Origin of the sequence: Haloarcula rubra (genome assembly GCF_019599465.1) — an archaeon.
Taxonomy (GTDB): domain Archaea; phylum Halobacteriota; class Halobacteria; order Halobacteriales; family Haloarculaceae; genus Haloarcula; species Haloarcula rubra.
The window spans coordinates 214,814-238,503 of sequence record NZ_RKLR01000002.1; the positions used below are offsets into that span (position 1 = coordinate 214,814).

Annotated in this window: 15 protein-coding genes; 6 read left to right on the top strand and 9 right to left on the bottom strand. The window is 68.8% G+C overall.

Annotated features, from left to right (window positions below; genetic code table 11):
• Positions 1-161 precede the first annotated feature (161 nt).
• Positions 162-2,645: a DEAD/DEAH box helicase gene (locus tag EGH21_RS05795; RefSeq protein ID WP_220617531.1), complete on the bottom strand. Its 2,484-nt coding sequence runs from the start codon at positions 2,643-2,645 to the stop codon at positions 162-164.
• Positions 2,646-2,748: 103 nt separating this feature from the next.
• Here EGH21_RS05795 and EGH21_RS05800 point away from each other — a divergent pair, with 103 nt between their 5' ends.
• Together EGH21_RS05800 and EGH21_RS05805 are read left to right on the top strand one after the other, a co-directional pair.
• Positions 2,749-4,428 (top strand): histidine kinase N-terminal 7TM domain-containing protein, encoded by a 1,680-nt coding sequence (locus EGH21_RS05800; RefSeq protein ID WP_220617532.1) that lies wholly within the window; start codon positions 2,749-2,751, stop codon positions 4,426-4,428.
• Positions 4,429-4,494: 66 nt separating this feature from the next.
• On the top strand, positions 4,495-5,373 hold the full coding sequence (locus EGH21_RS05805) for a UbiA family prenyltransferase (RefSeq protein WP_220617533.1): 879 nt from the start codon (positions 4,495-4,497) through the stop codon (positions 5,371-5,373).
• Here EGH21_RS05805 and EGH21_RS05810 read toward each other — a convergent pair.
• Genes EGH21_RS05810 through EGH21_RS05820 form a run of 3 tightly spaced genes read right to left on the bottom strand, consistent with a single transcriptional unit; the run spans position 5,370 to position 8,537 of the window.
• On the bottom strand, positions 5,370-5,957 hold the full coding sequence (locus tag EGH21_RS05810) for a diacylglycerol/polyprenol kinase family protein (RefSeq protein ID WP_220617534.1): 588 nt from the start codon (positions 5,955-5,957) through the stop codon (positions 5,370-5,372). The genes EGH21_RS05805 and EGH21_RS05810 overlap by 4 nt on opposite strands.
• 1 nt (position 5,958) lies before the next feature.
• Positions 5,959-7,695, bottom strand: coding sequence for a glycine--tRNA ligase (gene glyS / locus EGH21_RS05815; protein ID WP_220617535.1), 1,737 nt, complete (start codon positions 7,693-7,695; stop codon positions 5,959-5,961).
• Positions 7,692-8,537: a CBS domain-containing protein gene (locus EGH21_RS05820; protein WP_220617536.1), complete on the bottom strand. Its 846-nt coding sequence runs from the start codon at positions 8,535-8,537 to the stop codon at positions 7,692-7,694. The genes glyS and EGH21_RS05820 overlap by 4 nt, the downstream gene beginning before the upstream one ends.
• A gap of 397 nt (positions 8,538-8,934) precedes the next feature.
• On the opposite strand from EGH21_RS05820, the gene EGH21_RS05825 reads away from it, so the two are divergent.
• Positions 8,935-9,102, top strand: a complete 168-nt coding sequence (locus tag EGH21_RS05825; protein WP_166967271.1) for a DUF7556 family protein — start codon at positions 8,935-8,937, stop codon at positions 9,100-9,102.
• 115 nt (positions 9,103-9,217) lie between these two features.
• On the opposite strand, the gene EGH21_RS05830 is transcribed toward EGH21_RS05825, so the two are convergent.
• Entirely contained in the window at positions 9,218-12,535 is a 3,318-nt protein-coding gene (locus EGH21_RS05830) for an alpha-amylase family glycosyl hydrolase (RefSeq protein ID WP_220617537.1), read from the bottom strand.
• Positions 12,536-12,736: 201 nt separating this feature from the next.
• Here EGH21_RS05830 and serA point away from each other — a divergent pair, with 201 nt between their 5' ends.
• The 3 genes from serA to EGH21_RS05845 all read left to right on the top strand — a co-directional run bounded on the left by serA (position 12,737) and on the right by EGH21_RS05845 (position 18,172).
• On the top strand, positions 12,737-14,323 hold the full coding sequence (gene serA / locus EGH21_RS05835; protein WP_220617538.1) for a phosphoglycerate dehydrogenase: 1,587 nt from the start codon (positions 12,737-12,739) through the stop codon (positions 14,321-14,323).
• Positions 14,324-14,400: 77 nt separating this feature from the next.
• Positions 14,401-16,248 (top strand): sensor histidine kinase, encoded by a 1,848-nt coding sequence (locus tag EGH21_RS05840; RefSeq protein WP_220617539.1) that lies wholly within the window; start codon positions 14,401-14,403, stop codon positions 16,246-16,248.
• A gap of 19 nt (positions 16,249-16,267) precedes the next feature.
• Complete coding sequence (locus EGH21_RS05845; protein WP_220617540.1) at positions 16,268-18,172, top strand: sensor histidine kinase; 1,905 nt, start codon at positions 16,268-16,270, stop codon at positions 18,170-18,172.
• Here the strand turns inward: EGH21_RS05845 and EGH21_RS05850 are convergent, their stop codons facing one another.
• The 4 genes from EGH21_RS05850 to EGH21_RS05865 all read right to left on the bottom strand — a co-directional run bounded on the left by EGH21_RS05850 (position 18,173) and on the right by EGH21_RS05865 (position 23,644).
• Entirely contained in the window at positions 18,173-18,382 is a 210-nt protein-coding gene (locus tag EGH21_RS05850; RefSeq protein WP_220617541.1) for a hypothetical protein, read from the bottom strand.
• A gap of 94 nt (positions 18,383-18,476) precedes the next feature.
• Positions 18,477-22,655 (bottom strand): DNA-directed DNA polymerase II large subunit, encoded by a 4,179-nt coding sequence (locus EGH21_RS05855; protein WP_220617542.1) that lies wholly within the window; start codon positions 22,653-22,655, stop codon positions 18,477-18,479.
• Position 22,656: 1 nt separating this feature from the next.
• Positions 22,657-23,079, bottom strand: a complete 423-nt coding sequence (locus EGH21_RS05860) for a PPC domain-containing DNA-binding protein (RefSeq protein ID WP_220617543.1) — start codon at positions 23,077-23,079, stop codon at positions 22,657-22,659.
• A 55-nt stretch (positions 23,080-23,134) separates the two neighbouring features.
• On the bottom strand, positions 23,135-23,644 hold the full coding sequence (locus tag EGH21_RS05865; protein ID WP_220617544.1) for a 2'-5' RNA ligase family protein: 510 nt from the start codon (positions 23,642-23,644) through the stop codon (positions 23,135-23,137).
• Positions 23,645-23,690 lie beyond the last annotated feature (46 nt).

The following is a 23,690-nucleotide window of genomic DNA, read 5'->3' on the forward strand; positions in this document are numbered from 1 at the left end:
CCGGTGGTGGAGTCAGCCGTCGGCGCGGACCGCGTCGGTGGGTTCGACGGCGGCTCCGTCGCGATGGGCGTCGAGTCTGTCGCGGAGCGAGCGATAGTCGGGTAACACCGGGACGGCGGGGTCGCCACGCGGGGGACTGCCGTCGTCCCGGTCCGGGCGAGTCAGGGCTCGTAGTCGCCGCCGACGACGTCGCGGATACGGTCTGCGGTCACGTCGCCGATGCCGTCGACGGCGAGGAGGTCGTCGTGGTCGGCGGTCATCACCGCCTCGACGCTCCCGAAGTGTTCGAGGAGGTTCCGGGCGGTCACCGGCCCGACTTCCGCGACGGAGGTGACGACGTACTCCTGTTGCTCGGCCAGCGTCTTCGACTGCTTCTCGCCGTGGACGCTCACCTCTCGGTCGCCCTCGTCCTGTTCCCGGCCGGCGATGGTCTCTAGCAGGTCGGCCGTCTCGGCCTCGTCCGCGGTGCGCATCACGCTGGCACCGAAGTCGACGGCCAGCGAGGCCAGTGCGCCGTTGATGGCCCTGTGGTGGACGTTCCGGGCGCCGTAGAGGTCTTCGCCCTCGACGACGACGACCGGGCGAGCGTAGTGGCGGGTGGCGTCGCCGACTTGCTCGAACATCGACCGGTCGCCGCCGGTCAGCGTGTCCAGGAAGTCCGCGACGGTCTTTCGCTCGACGACGACGCGGTCCGAGAGGACGTAGTCGCCGACGGCCAGCGTCTCCAGTCGCGTCTCGACGCCGTCGCGGGTCGAGAGGTCCCGGGCGATGGTCGAGTCGAGTTCGCGCTGGTCGGCCACTATCTCGATGGTTTCGGTGTCGCCGGCCGCCGTCGCGACAGTCCCGTCCAGTTCGTCGGCGTCGGTCCCGGCCTCGTCGGCCACGTCCTCGCCGGCGAACGCGTCGAGGCCGGCCTGTCCGTCGTCGCTCGTGCTCTCGGCGCCGCCCCCGCCGCCGCTCTCGCCCCCGGTTTCGGCTGGAGCGGACCCGGAGCCGTCGTCTGTGGTGGTGTCCCGGTCGGCCTCGCTCTCGGTCCCGTCACCCTCGGCGTCGGCGTACTCGTCTAAGCCCGTCTGGTCGAGTTCGGCCTCCAACTCCCCGGCGACGCTCTTGAGGTTCTGTAACTCCCGCTTCATCCGCTTCTGGTCGTTCCGGGCCTTCCAGAAGTACGCCTCGTCGCGGGTGTCTTCGGCCAGCAAGACGACGACGCGGCCCTCCGCCTGCCGGCCGGTCCGGCCCTTGCGCTGGATGGCGCGGATGGCCGTCGGCACCGGTTCGTAGAACATCACGAGGTCGACCTCCGGCACGTCCAGTCCCTCCTCGGCGACGGAGGTCGACACGAGGACCTCGAACTCGCCCGCCCGGAAGCGGTCTAAGGTGTCCTGTTGCTCGGTCTGGGTCATCCCCTCGCTGCCGTCGGTGTCGCTCTGTCCGACGAACTTCTCGGTCTGGAAGTGGTCCGAGAGGAAGTCCACCAGCGTCTCGGCGGTGTCACGCGACTCGGTGAAGACGATGACTCGCTCGCCGTTCTCGATGCCCAGCGTCTCGGCCAGCAACATCCGCGTCTGGCGGAACTTCGGGTGCAGGTCGTCGTACGCGTTGGCCTTGCGCATCGCCTCGCGAATCTTGGGTTCGCTGACGAGTCGCTGGTCGGCCTTCGACGCCCCCGAAGAGCGGGCGGCCTCCTTCAGGCGCTCGAAGTACCGCCGCAGCGACTCGACGCTCTGGGTCTCGACGTAGGTGACCGCCGTCCGCAACTTCCGAATCTCCGCGAGCAGGCTCATCCCCTGATACCCCTCGCTCTGGTCGTTGTCCATGAGTTTCCGCAACTCGGCCTGCATCCCCTGAATCTCGCGCTCGGAGAGGTCCGGCGAGGACTTGTTGGTGACGCCCAGCTCCTTCAACTGTTCTAAGCGGTCCGCGACCACCTCGTTGACGGCGTCGCGTATCTCTATCACCACCTCCGGCAGTTCGATGCGCTGCCACACCACGCTGGTGTCGTGGGTGTACTCGGCGACGTCGGCGTCGTCCTCGGTCATCACGGTGACCTCCGAGAGGCCGAGATTCTCACACACTTCGAGGATGGCTTCCTCGTCGTCGCCGGGGGAGGCGCTCATCGCGGTGACGAGGGGGTCGTCGGCGTCGGCGTGGTAGCGGTCGGCGATGTAGTTGTAGGCGTAGTCGCCGGTCGCGCGGTGGCACTCGTCGAACGTGCAGTGGGTGACCCCCGAGAGGTCGATGCGGTTGCCGACGAGGTCGTTCTCGACGACCTGCGGCGTCGCGATGACGACACGGGCGCGCTCGAACAGTTCGGCCCGGTCGTCGGGTCTGACTTCACCCGTGAAAACGACGATCTCGTCGTCGGGAATCGTCAGCGCCTCGCGGTAGAACTCGGCGTGTTGCTGGACCAGCGGTTTCGTCGGCGCCAGCAGGAGGGCGGTGCCGCCGACGCTGTGGAGGCGTCGGGCGGTCACGAGCAGCGAGACGGTCGTCTTACCGAGGCCGGTGGGGAGACAGACGAGGGCGTGGGTATCGTCGGCGGTGTCGGCGAGTTCGACCTGATACCGACGGTTCTCCAGCAAGCCGTCGGTGACCAGCGGTTCCGTGACGTACTCGCCACCGGACTCGGCGTCGGTGGTCGCCATTGGCGTGGCGTTGGCCCCGGCGGTGGTTAAGGGTTCAGGTAGCGTGGTGGAAGTGAAACCGCGTGGACGAAGGTATTATTTCATCTTCTGATAATCATACGGCATGACGGTGACCGGCCCGGTCGAAATCGCACTCGTCGCGTTCTTCTCGGTTTCGGGGCTGTCGCTCGCCGGGCTCACGCTGTACCTCCGGACCTATCCGACCGGCATTCGGGGTGTCCGCTCGTTTACCGCCCTGTTGGCACTGACGGCGGCGTGGTCGTTCGGCGCCGCCGCGAAGATAGTCTCGCCGACGCCGGTCGAACGCCTGTTGGTCGCGCTCGAACTCCCGCTGGGGGTGCTGTTCGTCCTCGTCTTCTTCGTGTTCGCCTCCCAGTACACGGGCCGCGACTGGCACCGCCGCCCCGTGTTCGTCGCGTACGTGGTGGTCGTGCTACTCGGCCTCGGACTCGGTATCCTCACGAACCCGCTCCACCACCTGTTCTGGGAGGACATCGAACTGTCGACGGCGGTGTTCCCCCACCTCGTCCACAGGGGACTGGGGCCGCTGTACTTCCTCTACGTCCTCCTCTCGTACGGGCTGTACTGTCTCGCGGTGTACGCGCTGCTCGGCATCCACCTCCGGAGTCGGTACAGCACCGAGTCGGTGTTGCTCGTCGCCTTCGGGAGCGCGCTACCGCTGTTCGTCAACGTCGTCTCGCTACTGGACAGTGCCCCGATTCCGGGGCTCGATTACACCCCTATCGGACTGGCGCTGTTCGGCATCGCGACGACGTGGTCCATCCAGCTAGACTTCTTCGACATCGTGCCGTTGGCCCGCGATACGGCCGTCGAGCAGAGTAGCGAGGGCATGGTCATCCTCGACGCCGAGCGTCGCATCCGCGACTTCAACCCCACGGCCGCGGCGTTCCTGCCGTCGCTCGCGGACCACCGAAACGACCCGCTCGACCGGGTGGTCGAGAACGCCGACGAGTGGTTCGAGGACGCCGACGGCGGGCGGATAGAGTTCGCCCCCCAGACCGACGAAGACCGGTACCTCTCGGTCCAGACGTCCGCGATAACCGACGGGCCACACCACCTCGGCTGGACTGTCGTCCTTTCGGACATCACCGACCAGGAGCGGCGACAGCGCCACCTCCGTCTCGTCTCCCGGGTCCTGCGACACAACATGGCCAACCGAATCAACACCATCATGGGCCACGCGGAGGTGTTAGACGAGTTCGTCGACGAACGCGGGCGGACACATCTGGACGCCATCGACGAGAGCGCGAGTTCCATCATGGAGACGAGCGCGAAACTCCGGACGATACAGCGCATCGTCACCAGCGAGCGGAGCAGAGCGCGGACCGACGTCTCTGCCACCGTCGCGGCCGTCGTCGCCCGGTACTCGGACCAGTTCCCGGCGGCGACGGTGACGGCTTCCTGTCCCGACGAGGTGTTCGTCCGCTCGACGGTCGGACTGCAGGCCGCCCTCGAGAACCTCGTCGCGAACGGCATCGAACACGACCCGGACCCCCACCCGTCGGTGACCGTCACCGTCGCCGTCGACGGCGACGAAGTGACCGTCACCGTGGCCGACGAGGGGCCGGGCATCCCCGACACGGAGCGGCGCATCCTCGAAGAGGGGGAGACGCCGCTCCAGCACAGTTCCGGCGTCGGACTGTGGCTCGTCTACTGCTTCGTCGAACAGTCCGGCCGCGACCTGACCTTCGAGTTGGGGCCGGAGGGCGGGAGCGAAGTGTCGTTCACACTCGTCCGTGCGCCGGCGGAACTGGAGGGGTGACGCGTGGTCCGCAACTCGGGGCGTGGCGCACAGTCCTCACTATCGCCGGGGGAGTAGCCGACGAGAATGTCGTTCCACAGTCACCGCGGCGCCGACTCGCTCTGGGACACCACCGTCCGGTGTCTGTGGTGGGCACAGCAACTCAGCGTCGTCCAGAGCGTCGTCGCGGCCGCGAAGACGGCGTTCGCGATGGCTCTCCTCGGGGTGACTGCCCCGGCGGCCCCCGTCGTCGTCGGGTTCGTCACCTTCGCCATCTACACGGCCAACGACCTCGCCGACGTCGCCGAAGACGGCATCAACTGTCCCGAACGGTCCGCGTTCGTCTCCGACCACTGGGCGACGGTCGCGACCCTCGCCGTCGTCGGCCTGCTTCTCGGTGTCGGACTGGCGCTCGCGGCGGGCGGCGTGGCCGCCGTCACCGTCGCGCTGGTTCCGGTCGTCGCCTCTATCCTGTACAGCGTCCCGGTGGCATCCGGTCGCCGGCGACTGAAAGACGTGTTCCTCGTCAACACTGCGCTCGTGGCGGGTGCGTGGGGCGTGACGGTGACGCTGCTTCCGCTCGTGCTCGCGGGTCGGCCCGCCGGACCGCTCGCGGCGGCGGTCTGTCTGTTCTTCGTCCTCCGGTCGGTCGTCTCCGTCGAGGTGTTCAACGTCCGCGACGTCGTCGGCGACGCCGTGACGGGCGTCGACACGCTCCCGGTCGTCCTCGGCGTCGGCCGGACGCGCCACCTACTCGCGACGCTGGACGGGTGCTCGCTCGCGGTCCTGGTCGCGCTCACGCCCGTCGCCGACGCGTCGCTCCCGGCGGTGTTCGGCCTCGCCGTGGTGAGCTACTCGCTGTCGATTACGTGGTTCCTCGGGCAGACGAACGCGACGGAACTGCTGTGTCTGGCCAAAGACGGGGAGTACCTCCTGCTCGGACTGGTCGCACTCGCACTCGCCTAGACCGGGACGACGGCCAGACCCGTCCACATCGCGGCGGCCGAGAGCACGGGAATCGAGAAGTTGTCGTCGACGACGTAGCCCGCGACGGTGGGCTTGACGCCGTCGGCGAACGTCGCGGCGACGCCGCCCAGCACTGCCGCGGCCGGCGAGACGAACGGGGCCGCAAGCAGCGTACAGACGCCGAACATCACGAGCAACACCCACGCCTGCTTGACGTTGCTGGCCTCGGCGGACCCGAGCAGTCCGCTGATGGGGTCGCCGATGGCGAGCATGAACATCGCCGGCACCGCCACGGTGGTCGGCAGGCCGACGGCGACGGCACCGGCGACGACGGCCATCCCGACGATGTACAGCGCGTAGCCGGCGGGGTTGTCCTGTTCGTACTCGCGGGTGAGACGGTCGTAGATAGCCCAGTCGAGGCCGACCGAGAGGCGGAGGTACTCCAGCGTGACGACGGCGACCAGACACACCGACAGGAACGCCTGTACGACCCGCCACGTGACGAGGTCGGGGGCGAGCAGGTGCGATACCGGGACCGCCGACCCGGTGACGTGGACGAGTCGGCGGGCGACCTCGTCGGCCATCTTACAGGGCGTCGAAGGTCGTCTCGCCCTCGGTGAGGCGCTCTAAGGTCTCCGCGAGGCCGTCGATGGAGACGCGTTTCTGGTCGGTGCTGTCCCGTTCGCGGAGGGTGACCGTGTCTTCTTCGAGGGACTCGTAGTCGACGGTCACGCAGTAGGGCGTGCCGATTTCGTCCTGCCGGCGGTAGCGGCGGCCGATGGCACCGGAGTCGTCGTAGGTGACCGAGTGACCGGCCTCGCGGAGCGCGCCCGCTATCTCCCGGGCGTAGTCGGCCATCCCGTCCTTGTCCATCAGCGGGAAGACGCCGACGGTGGTCGGAGCCTGTTCCGGCGGGAGGTCGAGGTAGGTCCGCTCCTCGCCGTCCACCTCGTCCTCGGTGTAGGCGTGGGCCAGTACGGTGTAGACGAGGCGACCGACGCCGAAGGAGGGTTCGACCACGTGCGGGCGGACGTGCTCGCCGTTCTCGGTGACCTCCTCGACGCTGAAGTTCGTCTCCGCGACGGGGACGGTGAAAGAGTCGCCGTCGACTTCGACCGTGACCTCGTCGCCGTCGAAGGCCTCCGGATTCCGCTCGGCCAGCGCTTCGAGTGCGTCGGCCACCGTCTGGGCGTCGCCGCCGAACTCGGGGCCGAGGTAGCTCATGTCGGGGTCGACGGTCGGTCGCTCGACGGTCACGGGTTCGTCGTACTGCTTGAAGACGGTGAAGTCCTCGCCGGAGTGTTCGGCGTGCTTCTCGAGGTCGTAGTCGCCCCGGTAGGCGAACCCGGTGATCTCTATCCAGTCGCCGTCTATCTCGGCTTCCGCGTCCCAGCAGTCCGAGGCGTAGTGAGCGAGTTCGCCCGGCAGGTGCTGGCGGAACCGGAACCGGTCCATGTCGACGCCGATGCGCTCGTACCAGCCCTTCGCGACGCCGAGGTAGTAGGCCACCCAGTCGCTCGTGACGACGCCGTCTGCGACGGCCTCGCCGACGGTCAGGTGTTCGACGCCGCCGTCGTCGGCCTGTTGGCTCTCGGCCGAGTACAGTGGCAGGATGACGTCCTCGACTTCCGAGAGCGGCGGTTCGTCCTCCTCCGGGTCGACGAAGTGTTCGAGTTCGGCCTGCGTGAACTCGCGGACGCGCACCAGCGACTTCCGCGGGGAGATCTCGTTGCGGTAGGCCTTGCCGATCTGGGCGACGCCGAAGGGGAGTTGGTTGCGGGCGTACTCCGAGAGTTGCGGGAACTCCACGAAGATGCCCTGTGCCGTCTCCGGGCGGAGGTAGCCCGGCGAGGAGGTGCCCGGGCCGATGTTCGTCTCGAACATCAGGTTGAAGTTGTCGACGGGTTCGCCGGCCAGCGAGGCGTGACAGGACGGACAGGCGATGTCGTGGTCGGCGATGATGTCCATGACCTCCTCGTTGGGCAGGGACTCGGCCTCCTCGATGTCGGTGTTGTCCTCGACGAGGTGGTCGGCGCGGTGGGTCGCGCCACACTCGGCACACTCGATTATCATGTCGTCGAAGCCGTCGAGGTGACCCGACGCCTCGAAGACGGGTTCGGGCATCACGTCGGGGGCCGAAATCTCCTGGTGGCCCTCCCGGACGACGAACCGGTCGCGCCACGCGTCCTCGACGTTCGACTTCAGCGCCGCACCCTGTGGGCCGTAGGTCCAGAACCCGGCCGCGCCGCCGTAGGCCCCCGCGGCGGGGAAGTAGAAGCCCCGGCGCTTGGCCAGTTCGGTCAGGCGTTCGCCCTCGCTCATAGGCCCTCCAGCAGGTCGACGTCGCGGACGATGCCGTCGAGTTCGTCGCCCGCGACGAGCGGAATCTGTTCGATGTCGTGCTCTATCATCAGTTGAGCGGCCTTCTCTGCGGTGAGGCGCTTGCTCACCGTTACGACGTCGTCCGTCATGAACTCGCTGACGGGTTCGACCGGAATCTCGACGTTCCGGGTGGGCATGTAGCGGCCGCCGACGGCCTTGATGCCCTCCCACGCCCACTCGTCGTCCTCGTTGGCGATGGACTCGCCGGTGTCGTCCTCGCCCTCGACGACGCGGGCCACCTCGATGATGTCGACTTCCGTGAGCATCCCGGTCATCTCGCCCTCGTCGTCCAAGACGACGCCGTAGGGCACCTCGGCGTGGGACAGTTCGCGTTCGGCGACGGTCAGCGGCGTCTCGACGTAGATGCAGTTGATGTCGCTGCGTGCGAGGTCGCCGACCACGGCGCTTCCGTCGACGTCGCCGTTCGCGATGGCGTGGACCACGTCGGTGACGGTGACGATACCTTCGAGACGGCCGTCGACGACGGGGATACGCCGCTCGCCCTCGGTGAGCATCAGTTCGGCGGCCTCCTGAATCGTGGCCTCGGCCCTGATGGTCGGGACTTCCTCGACCAGGAGGGCCAACTGGTCCTCGTCGGGTTGGTCGATGAGGGCGTCCCGCGAGATGAGTCCGCGGAACTCCTCGCCGTCGTCGGTCTCTTTGATCACGGGGACGGACGAGAAGGCCCGCTTCTGGAGGTACTCCAGCACGTCGTCACGGGTGCCCGGAATCTCGACCGTGACGACCTCCGAGCGCGGCGTCATGGCGTCTGCGACGTTCATACTGGCAAAACTTCCTGCCCGCACCTACTAAGTCCTTAACATCCACCGTTTTCACCCCGGTGCGCGGCCCCCGCTGACGAGGGTGTGCGCCCTCGCGACGACCGGTCGAAACCCTGCCGCGCGGGCGAGGGCTGGCCCGAAGTCGCCCTCTTACGTCCTTCCCGCGAACGGATACGTTCATATCCGTTACTTAACGGGGACGGTAAGCTCGTCGTACCGCAGACGGCCGCACCGAGCCGAGTGGAAAACCACTGTAGGGAAACCGGATACGGTGGTCGCCGTCTGAATGCCGAGTACGAACACGGCTCGACGTGTGGCAGACAGATGTCTGACAGTCGGCCCGATTCCCTCTGGGGATTTCGCTACGTTTATATATGGGTGTTACATATTGTCATGCATGGAGCCGGACACGGTTGCCCCAGCGGAGGTTGCTGAGGACGCGGAGGTTATGGCTTCCGTCGAGGAAGGCACGACTGACACGCTCGTCATCGCAGACGTCTCGACCGACGAGGCGTATATGACACTCCCGCTGGTAGACGCCGCTTCGCTGCCCGAGTGGCGGTAACGCGCGGTCCGGGTCACTGCGGTTCGACCCGACGATTTCACCTTTTCGCCGTACGCGCCCTGTAGCCGCCGCTGGCGTCGGGGCGTCTGGCGCCCGGTCGGCGACGCGTGACCGGTCAGGTCCCGCTCTCGAACTCGAGCAGCGGTATCGACGGGGGTTCGCCGTCGGCGGCTAGCACCTCGGACTGGCGCACGCCGTCGGGCGTCAACAGGTCGAGGACGTTCGACTGACTCTCGGACTCGCGGCCGCCGAAGTCCCGAACGTCCCGTTCGCGCTCGACTCGGGCGACGCCGCCGTCGCCGGTCAGGGAGTTGCCCAGCACCAGCGGGACGAGTTCGGTCGTCGAGAGGTCGCCGACGGTGGCTTTCGGTATCGACAGCCAGAGGCCCCGCACGCCGTCGATAGTGTCGACGGTCACGTCGTCGGTGACGACGGTGCCGTCCGGCCGTTCGACGGCCGTCGTCGTCTCGCTCGCGACGACCCGACTGTGGTACGGTGCCGCCAGCGTCGCGCCGACGCCCTCGCGGGCCGCCGTCGCGCCGCCGCTCTCCTCGGGATAACGGAGGTACAACTGGAGGTGCTGGGGCCGACTCCCCGGTCCGTCCGTCTCGACGGGGCCGCGGAACGCGAACTGGACGCGGTAGCGCTCCTCGCCCTCGAAGACGGCGAATCGGGTGAGGTCCAGCGCCCCGTCGGGCCACCGCGAGGAGTCGGGGTAGGTGTACGTACCGGGGCCGTGGTCGTCACCGGTCGGGTCGTCCCACGCGGCCACGAGGTCCGCGCCGAGCAGGCGGTTCTGGACGCCGGTCGACAGCGAGACGGACGGGAGCGTCGCGCCCGCATCGGACCGAACTGCCGCCTCGTCGGTCGACGGGCCGACGAGCAAATCCGCGACGTTCGACTCGCTGGTCTGAGCCACGTCACCGGGCGCGTCGGGGTCGTAGCCGGCGACGAGTGCGGTAAATCGGAGGTCGCGCGGGTCCTCGGGGAGATACTCGTTCGGCACGTCGACCCGAATCTGGTCGCCGACGACCCGAGCGTCGAGGTCGGTCACGGCCTCGCCGTCGCTCGCTTCGAGCACGGCCGTCTGGGGCGTGACGACGACCCGGTACTGCGCGGGGTCGGCCAGCGACGCGTCGATGCCCGTCCGGGTGGCCGTCGTCCCGCCGTCGGCGTCCGGGTCGCGGAGGTACAGCTGGAGATGCTGGCTCGCACCGTCACCGGGCAGGTTCTCGAAGGACCAGACGAACTGGTGGGCGTCGTCGCTCTCGTAGACGTCGAGCGCACGGAGGTCCAGTGCCGACGCCTGCGTCCCGTCCGGCGCAGTGGCGTCGCCCGTAGGGTCCGAAAACGTCGCCAGCGGGGCCCCGCGACCGGAGAGCGCGTCGGCACGCAGGACGACGGCCGCGTCGACGGTGACGGCGCCGTCGTCGGTGCCCACGTCCGCACCGGCGATGCGGTCGGTCCGGGAGACGGCGGGGTGCTGGGCCACCTCGACGGGGTCCTCGCCGAAGTTCAGGAGGACGTGGACCCGTCGGCCGTCGGCCTCGCGGGCGTATCCGGTCACGCGGTCGTTCCCGGGCGTGACGGAGAGCGGTACCACGTCGGCGTCGGACTGGAGGGCGGGTTCCTCGTGGCGAACGTCCGCGAGGTTCCGGTAGAACGCCCGCAACGCCTCGTCGGCGTCGTCCCAGTTCATCCGCTCGCGCATCCCGGTCAGGCCGGTCTCCTGTCCGTAGTACACCATGGGCGCGCCGGGGAGCGTGAACGTCGCGGCGCCGGCGGCCATCTGCGCGCGCCGGGTCGCCCCAGCGAGGTAACGGTCGGTGTCGTGGTTCTCGACGTAGTTCAACAGGCCGACGTGGTCGGGGTAGCCGGCGTCGCGCCGCCACGCTGCTACGTCGTGGAGGGCCTCTGCCGGTTCCTCGCCGGCCCCTATCGCTCCGAGCGTCTCGAACAGGCCCTCGGCGTAGTGGAGGCCGAACTCGTTCTCGGCGAAGTCGGCGTAGTCGTCCTCCCACGGCACGCACTCGCCCAACAGGAGGAAGTCGGGGTGCTGGCGCTTGATGCGGGCACGGAACTCCTTCCAGAAGCTATGGGGGACGCCCCACGCCACGTCACAGCGGAAGCCGTCGACCACCTCGGCCCACTCCTCGGCGACGGCCAGCACCCACGACCGGACGGCCGGTTCGTCGAAGTCGAGGAGAGGGATACCGCGCCACCCGAAGTAGTACCGTGCCTCCTCGCCCTCCCAGCGGTACCAGTCGCGGAAGGGGGCGTCTTCGCCCGCCGTCGCGGACTGGAAGTATGGGTGTTCCCGGGCGGTGTGGTTCACCACGAGGTCGAATATCACCTCGATGTCTCGCTCGTGGCACGCGTCGACGAACGACTGGAACGCCTCGCGGGTGCCCAGCGCGTCGGCCGTCTCGAAGTAGTCGACGACGTCGTACCCGTGCGGGCCACCGGGTTGGGTCTCGTCGCGGTGGCTGTGGGCGTCCAGTATCGGCGTCAGCCACACCGCGTCGGCGCCCATCGAGTCGACGTACTCCACCTTCGATTCGAGGAACTCGAAGTCCACGTCCGCGCCGAACCGCCGGACGAAAATCTCGTAGACGACGGCGTCCTCGGCCCACGCCGGTGGCTCGGTCGGCCGTGCGACGGTCCCGTCCGGGTCCACCCGGACGGTGTCGGCGACGCTCCGGCCGGTCCGTCCCGCGGCGGCCGCGTGGACGCGGACCGGCCCCGACAGGTCGCCCGGCGAGAGGCGTGCCTCGTGACCCTCGACGGCGAGCGACCCCGAGAACGCGTCCCGGTCCCGGTCGTCGACCAGAAACTCGACGGTGAGGTCGTCGTCGGACTCGTCGCTACTCGCGGGCGCACGAGCGTCCGCGCGGAGGAGTATTCCGTCGGTGTCCGCCTCACCGTCGCCAGAGAGCGTCAGGGTCGGCCGGGGTTCGCCCGCCGTCTGCCGGGGGAACGCCCGGACCGTGAGCGGGTGGGTGCCGTCGGGGGCGTCCAGTTCCAGTTCGTAGGTCCCCGGTTCGTCGGGTTCGAACTCGACGGCGGCGCCGTCACCGACCGTCGCCTCGCTCCCGCCGGGCGCGTCGACGACCGACCACGCGTAGGCCCCCTCGCGGTCGGGATTCCACGGCGCGAGGTTGCTCTCGACGCCGGCGAACTCCGGGGCCCGAACCGTCTCGCCGATGCTCGTGAACACGGGCGGGCCCGGCGCGTGGGCCCCGTCGACGGCGGCCTGCGGCGCGTCCGCGACGGCGAGGCCGGTGTCGGTCGGCCTCCCGCCGTCGGTCGCCTCGCGGGTCTCTGTAGTGGTCGTCCCCTCGACGGGGCCACCGCTCGGACAGCCCGCTAGTCCGGCCATCGCCGCCGAGAGCAGGAGTCGGCGTCTGCTCAGTTCCGTGCGGTCGCCTGTCATGGGACGGTGTTGGGGGACCGATTGAATAAATGTTGAGGTTTTACAACATACGTATAACGGGCGTCGGCTACCGTTCAGGTCGGACCCACAAGAACGGGCGTGTTCGATACTACAGGTGTTTATACGATTTCGGCCCGGCAGCCGCCTCGCCTCCGGGACGAGAAAACAAATGTTATACACGCTGACTCGGTTCCTCTCGATATGAAGGTACTCGTCACGGACCCCATCGCCGACGCCGGCCTCGCTCGGCTACGTGAGGCGGGCCACGAGGTGGAGACAGCCTACGACGTCGAGGGCGACGCGCTGCTCGACGCCGTGGCCGACGCGAACGGACTCATCGTCCGGTCGGGCACCGAGGTCACCGACGAGGTGCTCTCGGCCGCTCCCGAACTGGTCATCGTGGGTCGGGCCGGCATCGGCGTCGACAACATCGACATCGACGCCGCCACCGAACACGGCGTCATCGTCGCCAACGCCCCCGAGGGCAACGTCCGGGCCGCCGCCGAACACAGCGTCGCGATGGCGTTCGCCACGGCGCGCTCCATCCCGCAGGCCCACGACCGCCTCAAGGGCGGCGAGTGGGCCAAGGGCGCGTTCCTCGGCACCGAGGTCAACAAGAAGACGCTCGGCGTCGTCGGCTTCGGCCGCGTCGGCCAGGAAGTCGCGAAACGGCTGGGCAACCTCGGCATGGACATCGTCACGTTCGACCCCTACATCAGCGAGGAGCGCGCCAAACAGTTCGGCGCGGAACTGGTCGACGAACTCGACGAGTGCCTCGAGAAGGCCGACTTCGTCACCATCCACACGCCGCTGACCCCCGAAACCGAGAACATGATCGGCGAGGAGGAACTCGCCCAACTCGAAGGCGGCTACGTCGTCAACTGCGCCCGCGGCGGCATCATCGACGAACCCGCGCTGGCCGAGGCCGTCGAGGACGGCGTCCTCAAGGGCGCGGCGCTGGACGTCTTCGGCGAGGAACCGCTCCCCGACGACTCGCCGCTGCTCGACGTCGAGGACATCATCGTCACGCCCCACCTCGGGGCGTCGACGGAGGCCGCACAGGAGAACGTCGCTACCTCCACCGCCGACCAGATCATCGCCGCGTTCAATCAGGAACCCGTGGCGAACGCCCTGAACGCGCCGTCGCTGGACCGCGCCACCTTCGAACAGGTCGAACCGTACCTCGAACTGGCGAGCACGGCGGGCCGCATCGCCGTCCAACTGTTCGACGGTCACATGTCCGAAGTCGAGGTCACCTACGCGGGCGACATCGCCGACGAGGACGTCGAGTACGTCACCGCCAGCGCCCTCGAGGGCGTCTTCGCCCCCTCGGACATCCAGGTCAACGCTGTCAACGCCCCGCAAGTGGCCAAGGAGCGCGGCATCGACGTCACCGAGTCGAAGACGAGTTCCGCCGAGGACTACCAGAGCCTCATAACCGTCACCGTCTCCGACGGCACCGACTCCGTCTCCGTCTGTGGGACGCAGTTCGGCGGCGAGGAGTCCCGCATCGTCCGCATCGACGACCACCGCATCGAAGCGGTGCCCCACGGCCACATGCTCGTGGTGCGCAACAAGGACGAACCGGGCACCATCGGCTTCATCGGGACCGTGCTGGGCGAATCGAACATCAACATCGCGGGGATGTTCAACGGCCGCGAGACCATCGGCGGCGAGGCCATGTCGGTGTACAACCTCGACGAACCGCCGACGGCCGAGGTGTTCGACGCCCTGAGCACCGACGACCGCATCATCGAGACCACCTACGTCGCCCTCGGCGACGAGTAACCCGCGTTTTCGGTTTTGAATCTTTAGGGGAACCGTTATCTGTTCCGCTAATCACTGTCGAGTAACGAGTTGGTGGGATGGACACGAACGACAGCCGACAGGTCCGGGTCCTGTCAACTGACGCCGGCGAGCGACTCGACGCGGTCTGGGCGGTCCTCACCGAACGCGGGTTCGACGTCGACCACGTCGAGAGCCCCGCCGCCCTCGGACGGGCCGACACCGACGCCTACGACCTCGTCGTGGTCGCACACGACGAGACGACGACGCCCGAACTGGACGGCGTCGCCGGCGTCGAGACGGCGGTCGCCGCCGTCGACTGTCCGGTCGTCCTGTACGCCGTCGGCTTCCCGGGTGCCGACGTAGCCGTCGACGCCCTCGCGGCCGGGGCCACCGACGCCGTCTACGTCCCGCCCGAACGCGCGTCGCTGCTGGCCCGCCGCTTCGACTGTGCGGCGACCGACGGGACCTCGTTCGACTCGCCCGAGGCGCTGCTGAACGACTTCTTCGAGCACTACCCAGAGGACGTGTTCGTCAAGGACGACAGCTCCCGAATCGCTATCGGGAGCCACGAGACGACCCGGCCACAGGGGTACGACCGCGACCAGCTCGTCGGGTTGACCGACTACGAACTGTTCCACCCGGACCTCGCGGACGCGCTGTACGAACAGGAGCGGCGCATCCGGGAGGAAGACGACCCGCAGGTGAACGTCGTCGAACACTACGTCGAAGACGGCGAGGACTGTTGGGTGTCCTCGACGAAGGTCCCGCGGTACGACGAGGACGGCGCGGTGACCGGTATCGTCGGGGGGACCCGCGACGTGACGGAGTTGCGCCGCAGGGAGGAACTCGTCGCCTCGCTCAACGAGTGGAGTCGCGACCTGATGCGCGCCGAGACGGCCGCCGACATCTGCCGGCTGACGGCGGCCATCGCCGCGGACATCGACACGCTCCCGTCGGCACAGGTAGTCCTCGACGACGGCACCCGTCTCACGCCCGCCGACGTCGACGACGACGGCCCCGCGCTGTTCGAGACCCACGAGCGCTGGTTCTGGCGGGCCTTCGAGACGGGGGACCCACAGTACGTCACGACCGGCCCCGACGGGCGGACGACACGGACCGACGGCGCCGACCCGACCGAAATCGAGGCCGTGGTGTTACCGCTGGGCGACCACGGGGCGCTCGGGCTATCGCCCGGCGACACCCTCGACGAGTTCACGCTGGACCTCGCGAACGTGCTCGCGGCGACCGTCGAGGCGTCGCTCGACCGGGCCGAGCGCGAACAGGAACTGCGCGAACACGAACGCGAGCTAGAGACACAGAACGAACGGCTGGAGGCGTTCACGACGATGGTCAGCCACGACCTGCGGAACCCGCTGCAGGTCGCACTCGGTGCCACGGACCTGTTGGACGAGGAGTCCGAACACGTCGACCGCATCTACACGGCGCTGGACCAGATGGACCGTCTCGTCGACGAACTCCTGACGCTGGCCAGACGGGGCGAAATCGTCGGCGACCGCGTCGCCGTCGACGTCGCGACCCTCGCCGGTGCCGCGTGGAGCGCCGTCGACACGGGCGAGGCGACGCTGACGCTCGACGACCCCGGCACCGTCGTCGCCGACCGCGACCGCCTGCGGGAGCTGTTCGAGAACCTCCTCTGGGTGTTGCTGGAACGCTCGGCGGCCGACCCGACCGTCCGCGTGGGGTCGCTCGGCACGGGGGGTCTCTACATCGAACACGCCGACCGGACGGCGACAGACGGTGACGGCGACCCGCTGGCCGCGTCCCCACTCGATACGGAGGACTGGACGCAGTACGGCCAGTACATCGTCTCGACTATCGCGGAAGCGTACGGCTGGGACGTGACCGCGGTCGACACCGGCGGCGACCACGTCCGGTTCGAGATAACCGGACTGGAGGGACGATGACGCCGGGTGGTGCGCGGCGATGAGCGAACCCGACCCGCTTGCGGTCACCTGCGTCGACCCGGACGGGCGACTCGACCCGGTCGTCGCCGCGCTCCGGGGGGCCGACGACGTGGTGGTCACGACCGTCGAGACAGTCGCCGACGTGCCGGCGACCGCGGACTGCTGTGTCCTGTTACACGCGCCGGCGACGGCGTCGCTCCCGGCCGTCGACGCCTTCGCCCAACTGGACGCGCTCACCGACGCCCGACCCGACGTGCCGGTCGCCATCTACGGCCACGACATCGGGTCGATGGCGACGACGACGCGGGCGTTCACCCACCGGGTGGTCGAGTCGGGCGCCGACGTCGCGATGACGATGACGGCCGACCGCCCGGAACTCGTCGTCCGCCGGGTCGAGCAGGCCGCCGGCCGCGAGACGCACTTCCAGTCCGACCCCGACCTGCTGGACTCGCTGCTGGACTCGTTTCCCCACCAACTGTTCGTCAAGGACGACGTCGGCCGGTTCGTCGACACCAGCGCGGTCACGGCCAGCGAGTACGACTTCGACCGGGACGAGTTGGTCGGCCTGACCGACTACGAACTGCTCCCGCACGACCTCGCGGAGGACCTCTACGCGGAGGAACAGCGCATCATGGCCGCCGGCGAACCGATGCTGCACAAGGTCGAACACTACGTCGACATCGAGGGCCGCAGTCGCTGGGTCAACACGGCGAAAGCGCCCCGATTCGACGCCGACGGCGACCCCATCGGTATCGTCGGCAGCGCCCGCGACGTCACCGACGAGAAGCGACAGGAGCACATGGTGCGGGCGGTCCACGAGGCCAGCCGTGACCTCGTGCGGGCGGGCGACCGGACCGAAATCGGCGAGGTGACCGTCGCCATCGCCGAGGACATCCCGGCGCTCCCGCGCGTGCAGGTCGCCCTCGTCGACGCCGACAGCGGCGACCTCCGGCCGGTCGACCCGGACGACGGGGGGCAGATATACGACCAGTACGCGGGGTGGTACGACCGGGCCTTCGACCGCGGCGAGACGCTGTTCGTCACCGCCGGCGGGGCCGACGCGACGGCCGAGTGGACGGCCGTCGACGAACCCGCCGCCGCCCTCATCCCCGTGGGCGACCACGGCGTCTTCGGCGTCACGACGGGAGAGGGGACCGTCGACGAGTTCACGCTGGACCTCGCCGACATCCTCGCGGCCAACGTCGAGGCCGCACTGGACCGGGCCGAACGCGAGCGCGAACTCGAACGCCAGAACGAACGGTTAGAGGAGTTCGCCAGCATCGTCAGCCACGACCTGCGGAACCCGCTGACCGTCGCCGACGCCTACGCCGAACTCGCCAGGGACGACCCGCAACCGGAGCACTTCGACAAGATAGACGACGCCCTCGACCGGATGGCGCAGTTGACCGAGGAACTGCTGACGCTCGCGAAGAAGGGTCAGGCCGTCGGCGAGACGACGCCCGTCCAGTTGGAGGCCGCCGTCGACGAGGCCCGGAATTCCGTCGACGCCGACCGTCTCGCGGTCCGAACCGTCGACCTCGGCACCGTCGAGGCCGACGACTCCCGACTGGTCGAACTCCTCGAAAACCTCCTCCGGAACGCCGTGGAGCACGGCGCTACGGGCACTCGGACGCCCGCCGGCGACGCCGTCGAACACGGTGATGACGGCGGCGACGCGGTCACCGTCACCGTCGGGATGCTCCCGGACGGCGAGGGGTTCTACGTCGCCGACGACGGCCCCGGTATCGCCGAGAGCGAACGCGAGAAGGTGTTCGAGATGGGGTACACCGACAGCGAGGACGGCACGGGGTACGGGCTCTACATCGTGAAGACCATCGCGGAGGCACACGGGTGGTCGGTGGCGGTCACCGAGAGCGACGCCGGCGGCGCTCGGTTCGAGGTCAGCGACGTGGCCGGCCACTGATTAGCGCTCGTCGAGCAACCGCTCGTACCGCTCGACGACCGCTCGACGGCGTTCGCGCTCGGACTCGAGCGCCGCCTCCAGCGCGGCGATGCGACAGTGCAGGACGGTCAGTTCGAACTGTGCGATGCTCGTCGGGGTGGCCCGGGTGGACGTGCGGTCGACGTCCGACCCGGACTCGGGCGTCGCCACTTGGGTGGGTCGTGTGGTCACACACCACGATTGGTGTCGAGTGTCAAAAGCACCCATCGGACGGTCGTCACACGCCCGTCATGCGGTCGTCGGCGGCCTGAGAGCGCAGGCCGACCTACATGAAGTCCGCGATGCCGGACTGCTTGTTGTGGTCGTTCTCGAACACCGACTCGATAGAGCGTTCGAGGATCTTCAACCGCTGTTTCGTGTAGTCGCGGGCGCCGAACTCGTCGGCGACGCGGATGGCCGTGTCGATGTACTTCGTCACCGACCCCTCGTGGACGGTGAGGTTCACGCGGCCGCCACACTCCCGGCAGTCGCCGGTCAGCGGCATCCGGCGGTAGGACTCCCCGCAGTCCAGACACCGCACCTCCTGTCTGGAGAACGCCCGGAGGTTACCGATGAGGTCCGGCAGGAAGTGGTACTCGATGATGCGCTCGGCCACGTCGGACTCGACGACGGCCCGCAGTTTCCGCGAGAGGGACAACTGGGCGTCCATCTTCTCCTCCATCGACCCGAGCGTCTTGTACGCCGAGAGGTCCGGCCCGGCCGCGAGGTCGGTGGTGTCGTGGGTGTGCCGGAAGTCAGTGTACTCGCGGTCGGTGCCCAGCGTCTCCTCGGCTATCGTCATGACGTCTTCCACCTCGGCGGGGTCGGCCAGCTCCCGCGTGGCCTCGTAGAACTCGCGAGGGTAGCGGTCCATGATGTCCATGTTGTGGGCCTCGTCGTCGATTTCGCTGGGGTCGATTCGCGAGGACATCACCAGCGGGGCGTCCATCTGCCCCCCGCGCTTGTTCGGGAGGTAGGACTTCGAGAAGTTGAGCAGGCCGTCCATCAGGAGCATCACGCAGTCCTCGTCGCCGTCGCACTGGCCGACGTAGGTGCCCTCGACGGCGACCCGGTGGGTGTCGGCGACGGTGAGACAGTAGACGTGGTCGACGTCGCTCTCGACGTACTCGACGGCGGTCACGGCGTCCGTCGGGACGCCCGCGCCGTCGGCCACCGGGACGGCCGCCCCGGCACCGGTCATCGTCGTCTCGCCGCCGTCGTACGCCGGCAGGTCGTCGCCGACGTCGATGTCGCTGGCCGGGACTTCCTCGACGCCGTCGGCCCCGGCCCGGAGCATCGTGTGGTCCGGGGTGACCCGCAGCGTCCGGTCGCCGACCTCGACTCGGACGAGGTGGTCCGGCGCGGGGTGTTTCGAGACGGCCTCGACCGGTCTGCGGCAGGGGCCGTCCGCCCCCAGCGAGGGCACCGCGACGTCGCCGTCCAGTTCCTGCATGAGCGTCCCGAAGTCGTCCGCTTCGGGGTCGTCGAGCCGAGACTCCACCAGTTCCTCGATGGTGCCGTAGGCCCACTCGTCGTCCTCGTCGCGGTGCCAGAGGCGGGTCTCTGGATGGAAGCAGTTCCGCCGTTTGGCGGCGTGGAAGTACGGGTGGGCGTAGCCGACGGCCGCCGAGGTAAAGCCGACGACCCGGCCGACCGTCGCGGCGGAGGTGTGGGGGGCCATCCCGAAGACGAGTTCGCCCACGAGTTCCTCGCGGTCGTCGAACTCGTAGTACGGGTCCAGACCGTAGTACTGCTCCAGGAGGTCGTCGACGAACGCCGCGGTCTGGAGCATGTGTTCGGCCGCGCCGTCCGAGAGGACGATGTCCTGCACTTTCAGTTCGACCAGTTGGTCGGCGCGAGTCAGCGGGTCGCCGTGGATGTCCGTCTCGTAGCCGAGATGGCGCAGGCGGTCGGGGTCGACGTCGAGTTCGGCCGGTCGGACCGCCGTCACCGGCAGGTCGGTCATGTCGTACCGGACGGTGCCGTCCTTGAACGCCGAGACGTCGTGTTTCGCCCGCAGAATCCCCTTCTCCATCGGTTCGGGAAGTTTCTCCTCGGAGGTGAGCCCCTTGACCGCTTTCAGCGTGTCGAACGCCGTCTCGCGCTCGCCCACGCTCTGGAGGGCGTCGCGGTATATCTCCCGGATGTCTAGTTCCGTGTACTGGGTGGGCGAGGCCAGCGTCTCACAGCGGCCACACTCCGCGCGACCGGACTCGTCGGGTTCGACCTCCGTCTCGCAGTCGGGGCAGACGTACACCGTCTCGGCGACGGCGTCACACTCCGGACAGCGGGCTTCGTGGGTCTCCGTGGCGCAGTCGGGACAGCGCCGCCGGGCCACCTCCACCTCGACGCGGCCCGGTGTCTCGCTCATCGAGTCGGCGTGTTTGGTCGCGTCGGCGACGCTCCGCTGTGCCCCGCCGGCCTCGCCGATGGGGAAGAGCGTGTGGACCGCCGGCGAGAGGTCCCGCCGCTCTGACTTCTCGGGCCGGCCCATCCGGTTGCCGATGCGGGTCGGGGCGCGCTCCCGTATCTCGAAGGGCGACACCTCGTCGACCGCGAGGACGGCGTTCCGACCCGCCTCGTCGCCCAGTTCGTCGTCGACGTAGCCGATGGCGTCGGCCGCCTCCTGTTCGCCGTAGGTCTTCGCGCGGTCCGAGAGGTCCTCGATAGCCCACGTCCGTTCGAGCGACCGGTCGAAGCCGAGCGTGCGGACCAGCGGGAGCCAATCGGGGACGACGAGGCGGTCCTCGTCCTGTGAGTGCTCGACCAGTAGCCGTTCGAGGGCGGCCCGTGCGTCGTCGGTCCGCGGGAGGACGAGGTCGCCGTCGGCGGCGGCGCTCCCCGGCCCCTCGACGACGGCACCGTCGGTGTGTGCGACCCGTCCCTCGTCGATGGCGTCGGCCAGCGCCCCCATCTGCTCGACGCTCACGTCGTGCCAGAGGTAGGTGTACTTCGGGTGGAGCGGTGCGTCGTACTCGCTGGCCCACTCTAGGGCCTCCTCGGCGCTGGGGTCCGCGAGGTCGACGGTCGGACTGTCCCGCATCGCCTGCACGTCCGCGCCCGCGGCCTCGAAGTCCTGCTCCCACCACTCGACGGTGTAGGAGGCCGGGGCCAGCGGGTGGTTGTTCTCGACGAACTCGCCGTAGTTGACGAGGTACTCGCCGAGGTCGAGTATCTTCTCGACGCCGTTCCTGACCTCGAGCGCCTCCTCGGCGTCGTCGATGCGCCGGACGTCGCCGTTGGCGAGCCGGACCGTCGGCCCCTCGATGGTGTCGACGGGGACGACGCCCGCCGCCTTCCCGGGCCGTTCGGTCTTTATCTGGGTCCCGGTCGCGAGGAAGTCGTCGACCAGATGCATCGTCGCGGGGTGGACCCCCGCCGTCGCGAATCCGTGGTTGCGCGCCCGGCCGTAGCGCAGGCGGAAGCCGCCCGACTTCGAGGGGTGTGAGAACACCGGCCGGCCGGCGATGAGGTCACGGAGGTACTTCTTCGCGGGTTCGACGCGGGGCGGGCCGGCCTGTTCCTCGCTCGGGTCCTCGTCGCCGTCGTCGTCAGTGCCCGCATCGCTCGCGGTTTCACCGCTCGCGCTCTCCGAGGCCTCCCCCTGATCGGCCTCGCCGTCTTTCCCGATGGTGCCGTCGATGAGGTCCTGCAACCACGGCCAGTCGACCTCGTCCAGATTACGGGTGTAGCGCTGAATCTTCGGGGCCTTCAGCGCGATGCCCTCCGCGAGGACGAGACACATCCCGCCGCGGGCGGAGTTCGAGTCCACCCGTTCGAGGTCCCGATACCCCGACACCTCCTCGTCGCCGGTGGCCTCGCCGTCCAGCATGATTGGCATGTGCTCGGCGATGAACTTCGTCTCCTTCTCCTTCGGCGAGTACTGGAGGCCGGTGTCCTTGTCGTAGAGGTCTATCTCCTCGGCGTAGCGACCGATCTCCTCCTCGCGGGCCCTGTACTGGTCGATGCCCAGCAGTGCGCGGGCGTAGTCGGCGACCAACACCGACAGGGCCTGTGCGGTCCCACCCGCCGAACGGATGGGGCCGGCGTAGTAGACGTTGATGAACTCCGTCCCGTCGTCGTTCTCCAGCAGTTCGACGCGGTCGATGCCCTCGATGGGCGCGGCGACGACCCCCTCGGTCAGCAGGGCGACCGCGGTCCGAACGGCTCCCTCGACCTTCCCCTCGCGGGTGTCGTAGTCGCCGACGGTCCCCTCGACGAAGTCCTCGACGAGTTCGAGGGCGGCCTCCTCGCGTGACATCTCGCCCTCCAGTTCCCGCACTCGTTCGGCGACGCCGTCGATACCGAGGATGTTCTCGACGCGGTCGGCCATGTCCCGCGCGGTCGGAATCTCGACCTCGGGTTCGGGGTCGCCCCCGCGCTGGCGGGCGCGCTGGGCGACGTCCATCGCCGACTCGAGTTCCGTCTCGAGTGTCTCGAAGTACTGTTCGTCGGCCTCGCGCATCTCAGAGGTCCCAGAGGTCGAGGTCCGTCCGTTCGTCGTGTTCGCGTTCGAGGTGGGTGTCGAACGCGCGGACGTACAGTTCCCCGGCCCAGACGGTGCCGGCGTTCAGGTGGCCGGCGACGGCCTCGCCGTCCGGGCGAGAGAGGACGGCGTGGGTGTGGGCGAACCGCTCCCCCTCTAGCCACGAGACGTTGCCCACGCACGCGGCCACTTCCAGCGGTTCGTCGAAGGTGACGGCGTCGTACTCGGTCCGGTCCTGGTCGTAGAACCAGATTTCGGCGTCCTGCACCGCGCCGAGGCCGTAGAAGAAAGCCGCGTCGACGTCCTCGTCGTCGGCGAACGACTCTATCTGCGCTCGCCAGTCGGCGCCGTGGTCCAGTCGGCAGACGTACTCCGAGGCGGTGTCGACCTCCCGATAATCCATACTGGAACGGGACGGTAGGGGACGGCAAAAACGTACCGCCCTGACTCGCCGCCCCCTACGCCGGCAGGGTGACCCGACTGACGGACTGCCCGCGGTCGGCGTCGTGGAAGACGAGTTCCTCGACGGTCCACTCGATGGGGTCTAGCTCCCGGTCGACCAGTCGGTCGGCCGCCGCGGGGTCGCCGCCCCGTGCCACGGTGACGTGCGGGACGTACGCGTCGCCTTCCATCCTGTCGACGGGGTCGAACTCGCCACAGAGGCGTTCGTGGAGCGCCCGCAGGCCGGGGCTCTCGACGGCGAGGTAGACGACGGGGGAGGGACCGGTCACCGCCGTCTCGAACTGCTCGACGCCGGTGACCCGGACGGCGAAGGGGTCGGTGCCCCGCAGGGCGTCCCGGGCGCACCCCTCGATGCGGGCGTAGGCGGCGTGGTCGCCGCCCCCCAGTCGTTTGACGACCAGCGTGTGCTCGCCGCGGGGCCGTGCCTGCGCGCGCGGCACGTCTCTCGCGAGGCGGCCCGCGAGCGCCGTCACCGACGACGGCAGGGACACGTTCAGGCTGTACACGCCGCTAGCGAGTCGGGCGGTCGGCAAAAGGGGCGCGGTCCGCCGT

What these genes read in the sequence shown, in the direction of transcription:
- EGH21_RS05795 (WP_220617531.1), bottom strand. Translation starts at nt 2,645, where the DNA reads ATGGCGACCACCGACGCCGAGTCCGGTGGCGAGTACGTCACGGAACCG.
- EGH21_RS05800 (WP_220617532.1), top strand. Translation starts at nt 2,749, where the DNA reads ATGACGGTGACCGGCCCGGTCGAAATCGCACTCGTCGCGTTCTTCTCG.
- EGH21_RS05805 (WP_220617533.1), top strand. Translation starts at nt 4,495, where the DNA reads ATGTCGTTCCACAGTCACCGCGGCGCCGACTCGCTCTGGGACACCACC.
- EGH21_RS05810 (WP_220617534.1), bottom strand. Translation starts at nt 5,957, where the DNA reads ATGGCCGACGAGGTCGCCCGCCGACTCGTCCACGTCACCGGGTCGGCG.
- glyS (WP_220617535.1), bottom strand. Translation starts at nt 7,695, where the DNA reads ATGAGCGAGGGCGAACGCCTGACCGAACTGGCCAAGCGCCGGGGCTTC.
- EGH21_RS05820 (WP_220617536.1), bottom strand. Translation starts at nt 8,537, where the DNA reads ATGAACGTCGCAGACGCCATGACGCCGCGCTCGGAGGTCGTCACGGTC.
- EGH21_RS05825 (WP_166967271.1), top strand. Translation starts at nt 8,935, where the DNA reads ATGGAGCCGGACACGGTTGCCCCAGCGGAGGTTGCTGAGGACGCGGAG.
- EGH21_RS05830 (WP_220617537.1), bottom strand. Translation starts at nt 12,535, where the DNA reads ATGACAGGCGACCGCACGGAACTGAGCAGACGCCGACTCCTGCTCTCG.
- serA (WP_220617538.1), top strand. Translation starts at nt 12,737, where the DNA reads ATGAAGGTACTCGTCACGGACCCCATCGCCGACGCCGGCCTCGCTCGG.
- EGH21_RS05840 (WP_220617539.1), top strand. Translation starts at nt 14,401, where the DNA reads ATGGACACGAACGACAGCCGACAGGTCCGGGTCCTGTCAACTGACGCC.
- EGH21_RS05845 (WP_220617540.1), top strand. Translation starts at nt 16,268, where the DNA reads ATGAGCGAACCCGACCCGCTTGCGGTCACCTGCGTCGACCCGGACGGG.
- EGH21_RS05855 (WP_220617542.1), bottom strand. Translation starts at nt 22,655, where the DNA reads ATGCGCGAGGCCGACGAACAGTACTTCGAGACACTCGAGACGGAACTC.
- EGH21_RS05860 (WP_220617543.1), bottom strand. Translation starts at nt 23,079, where the DNA reads ATGGATTATCGGGAGGTCGACACCGCCTCGGAGTACGTCTGCCGACTG.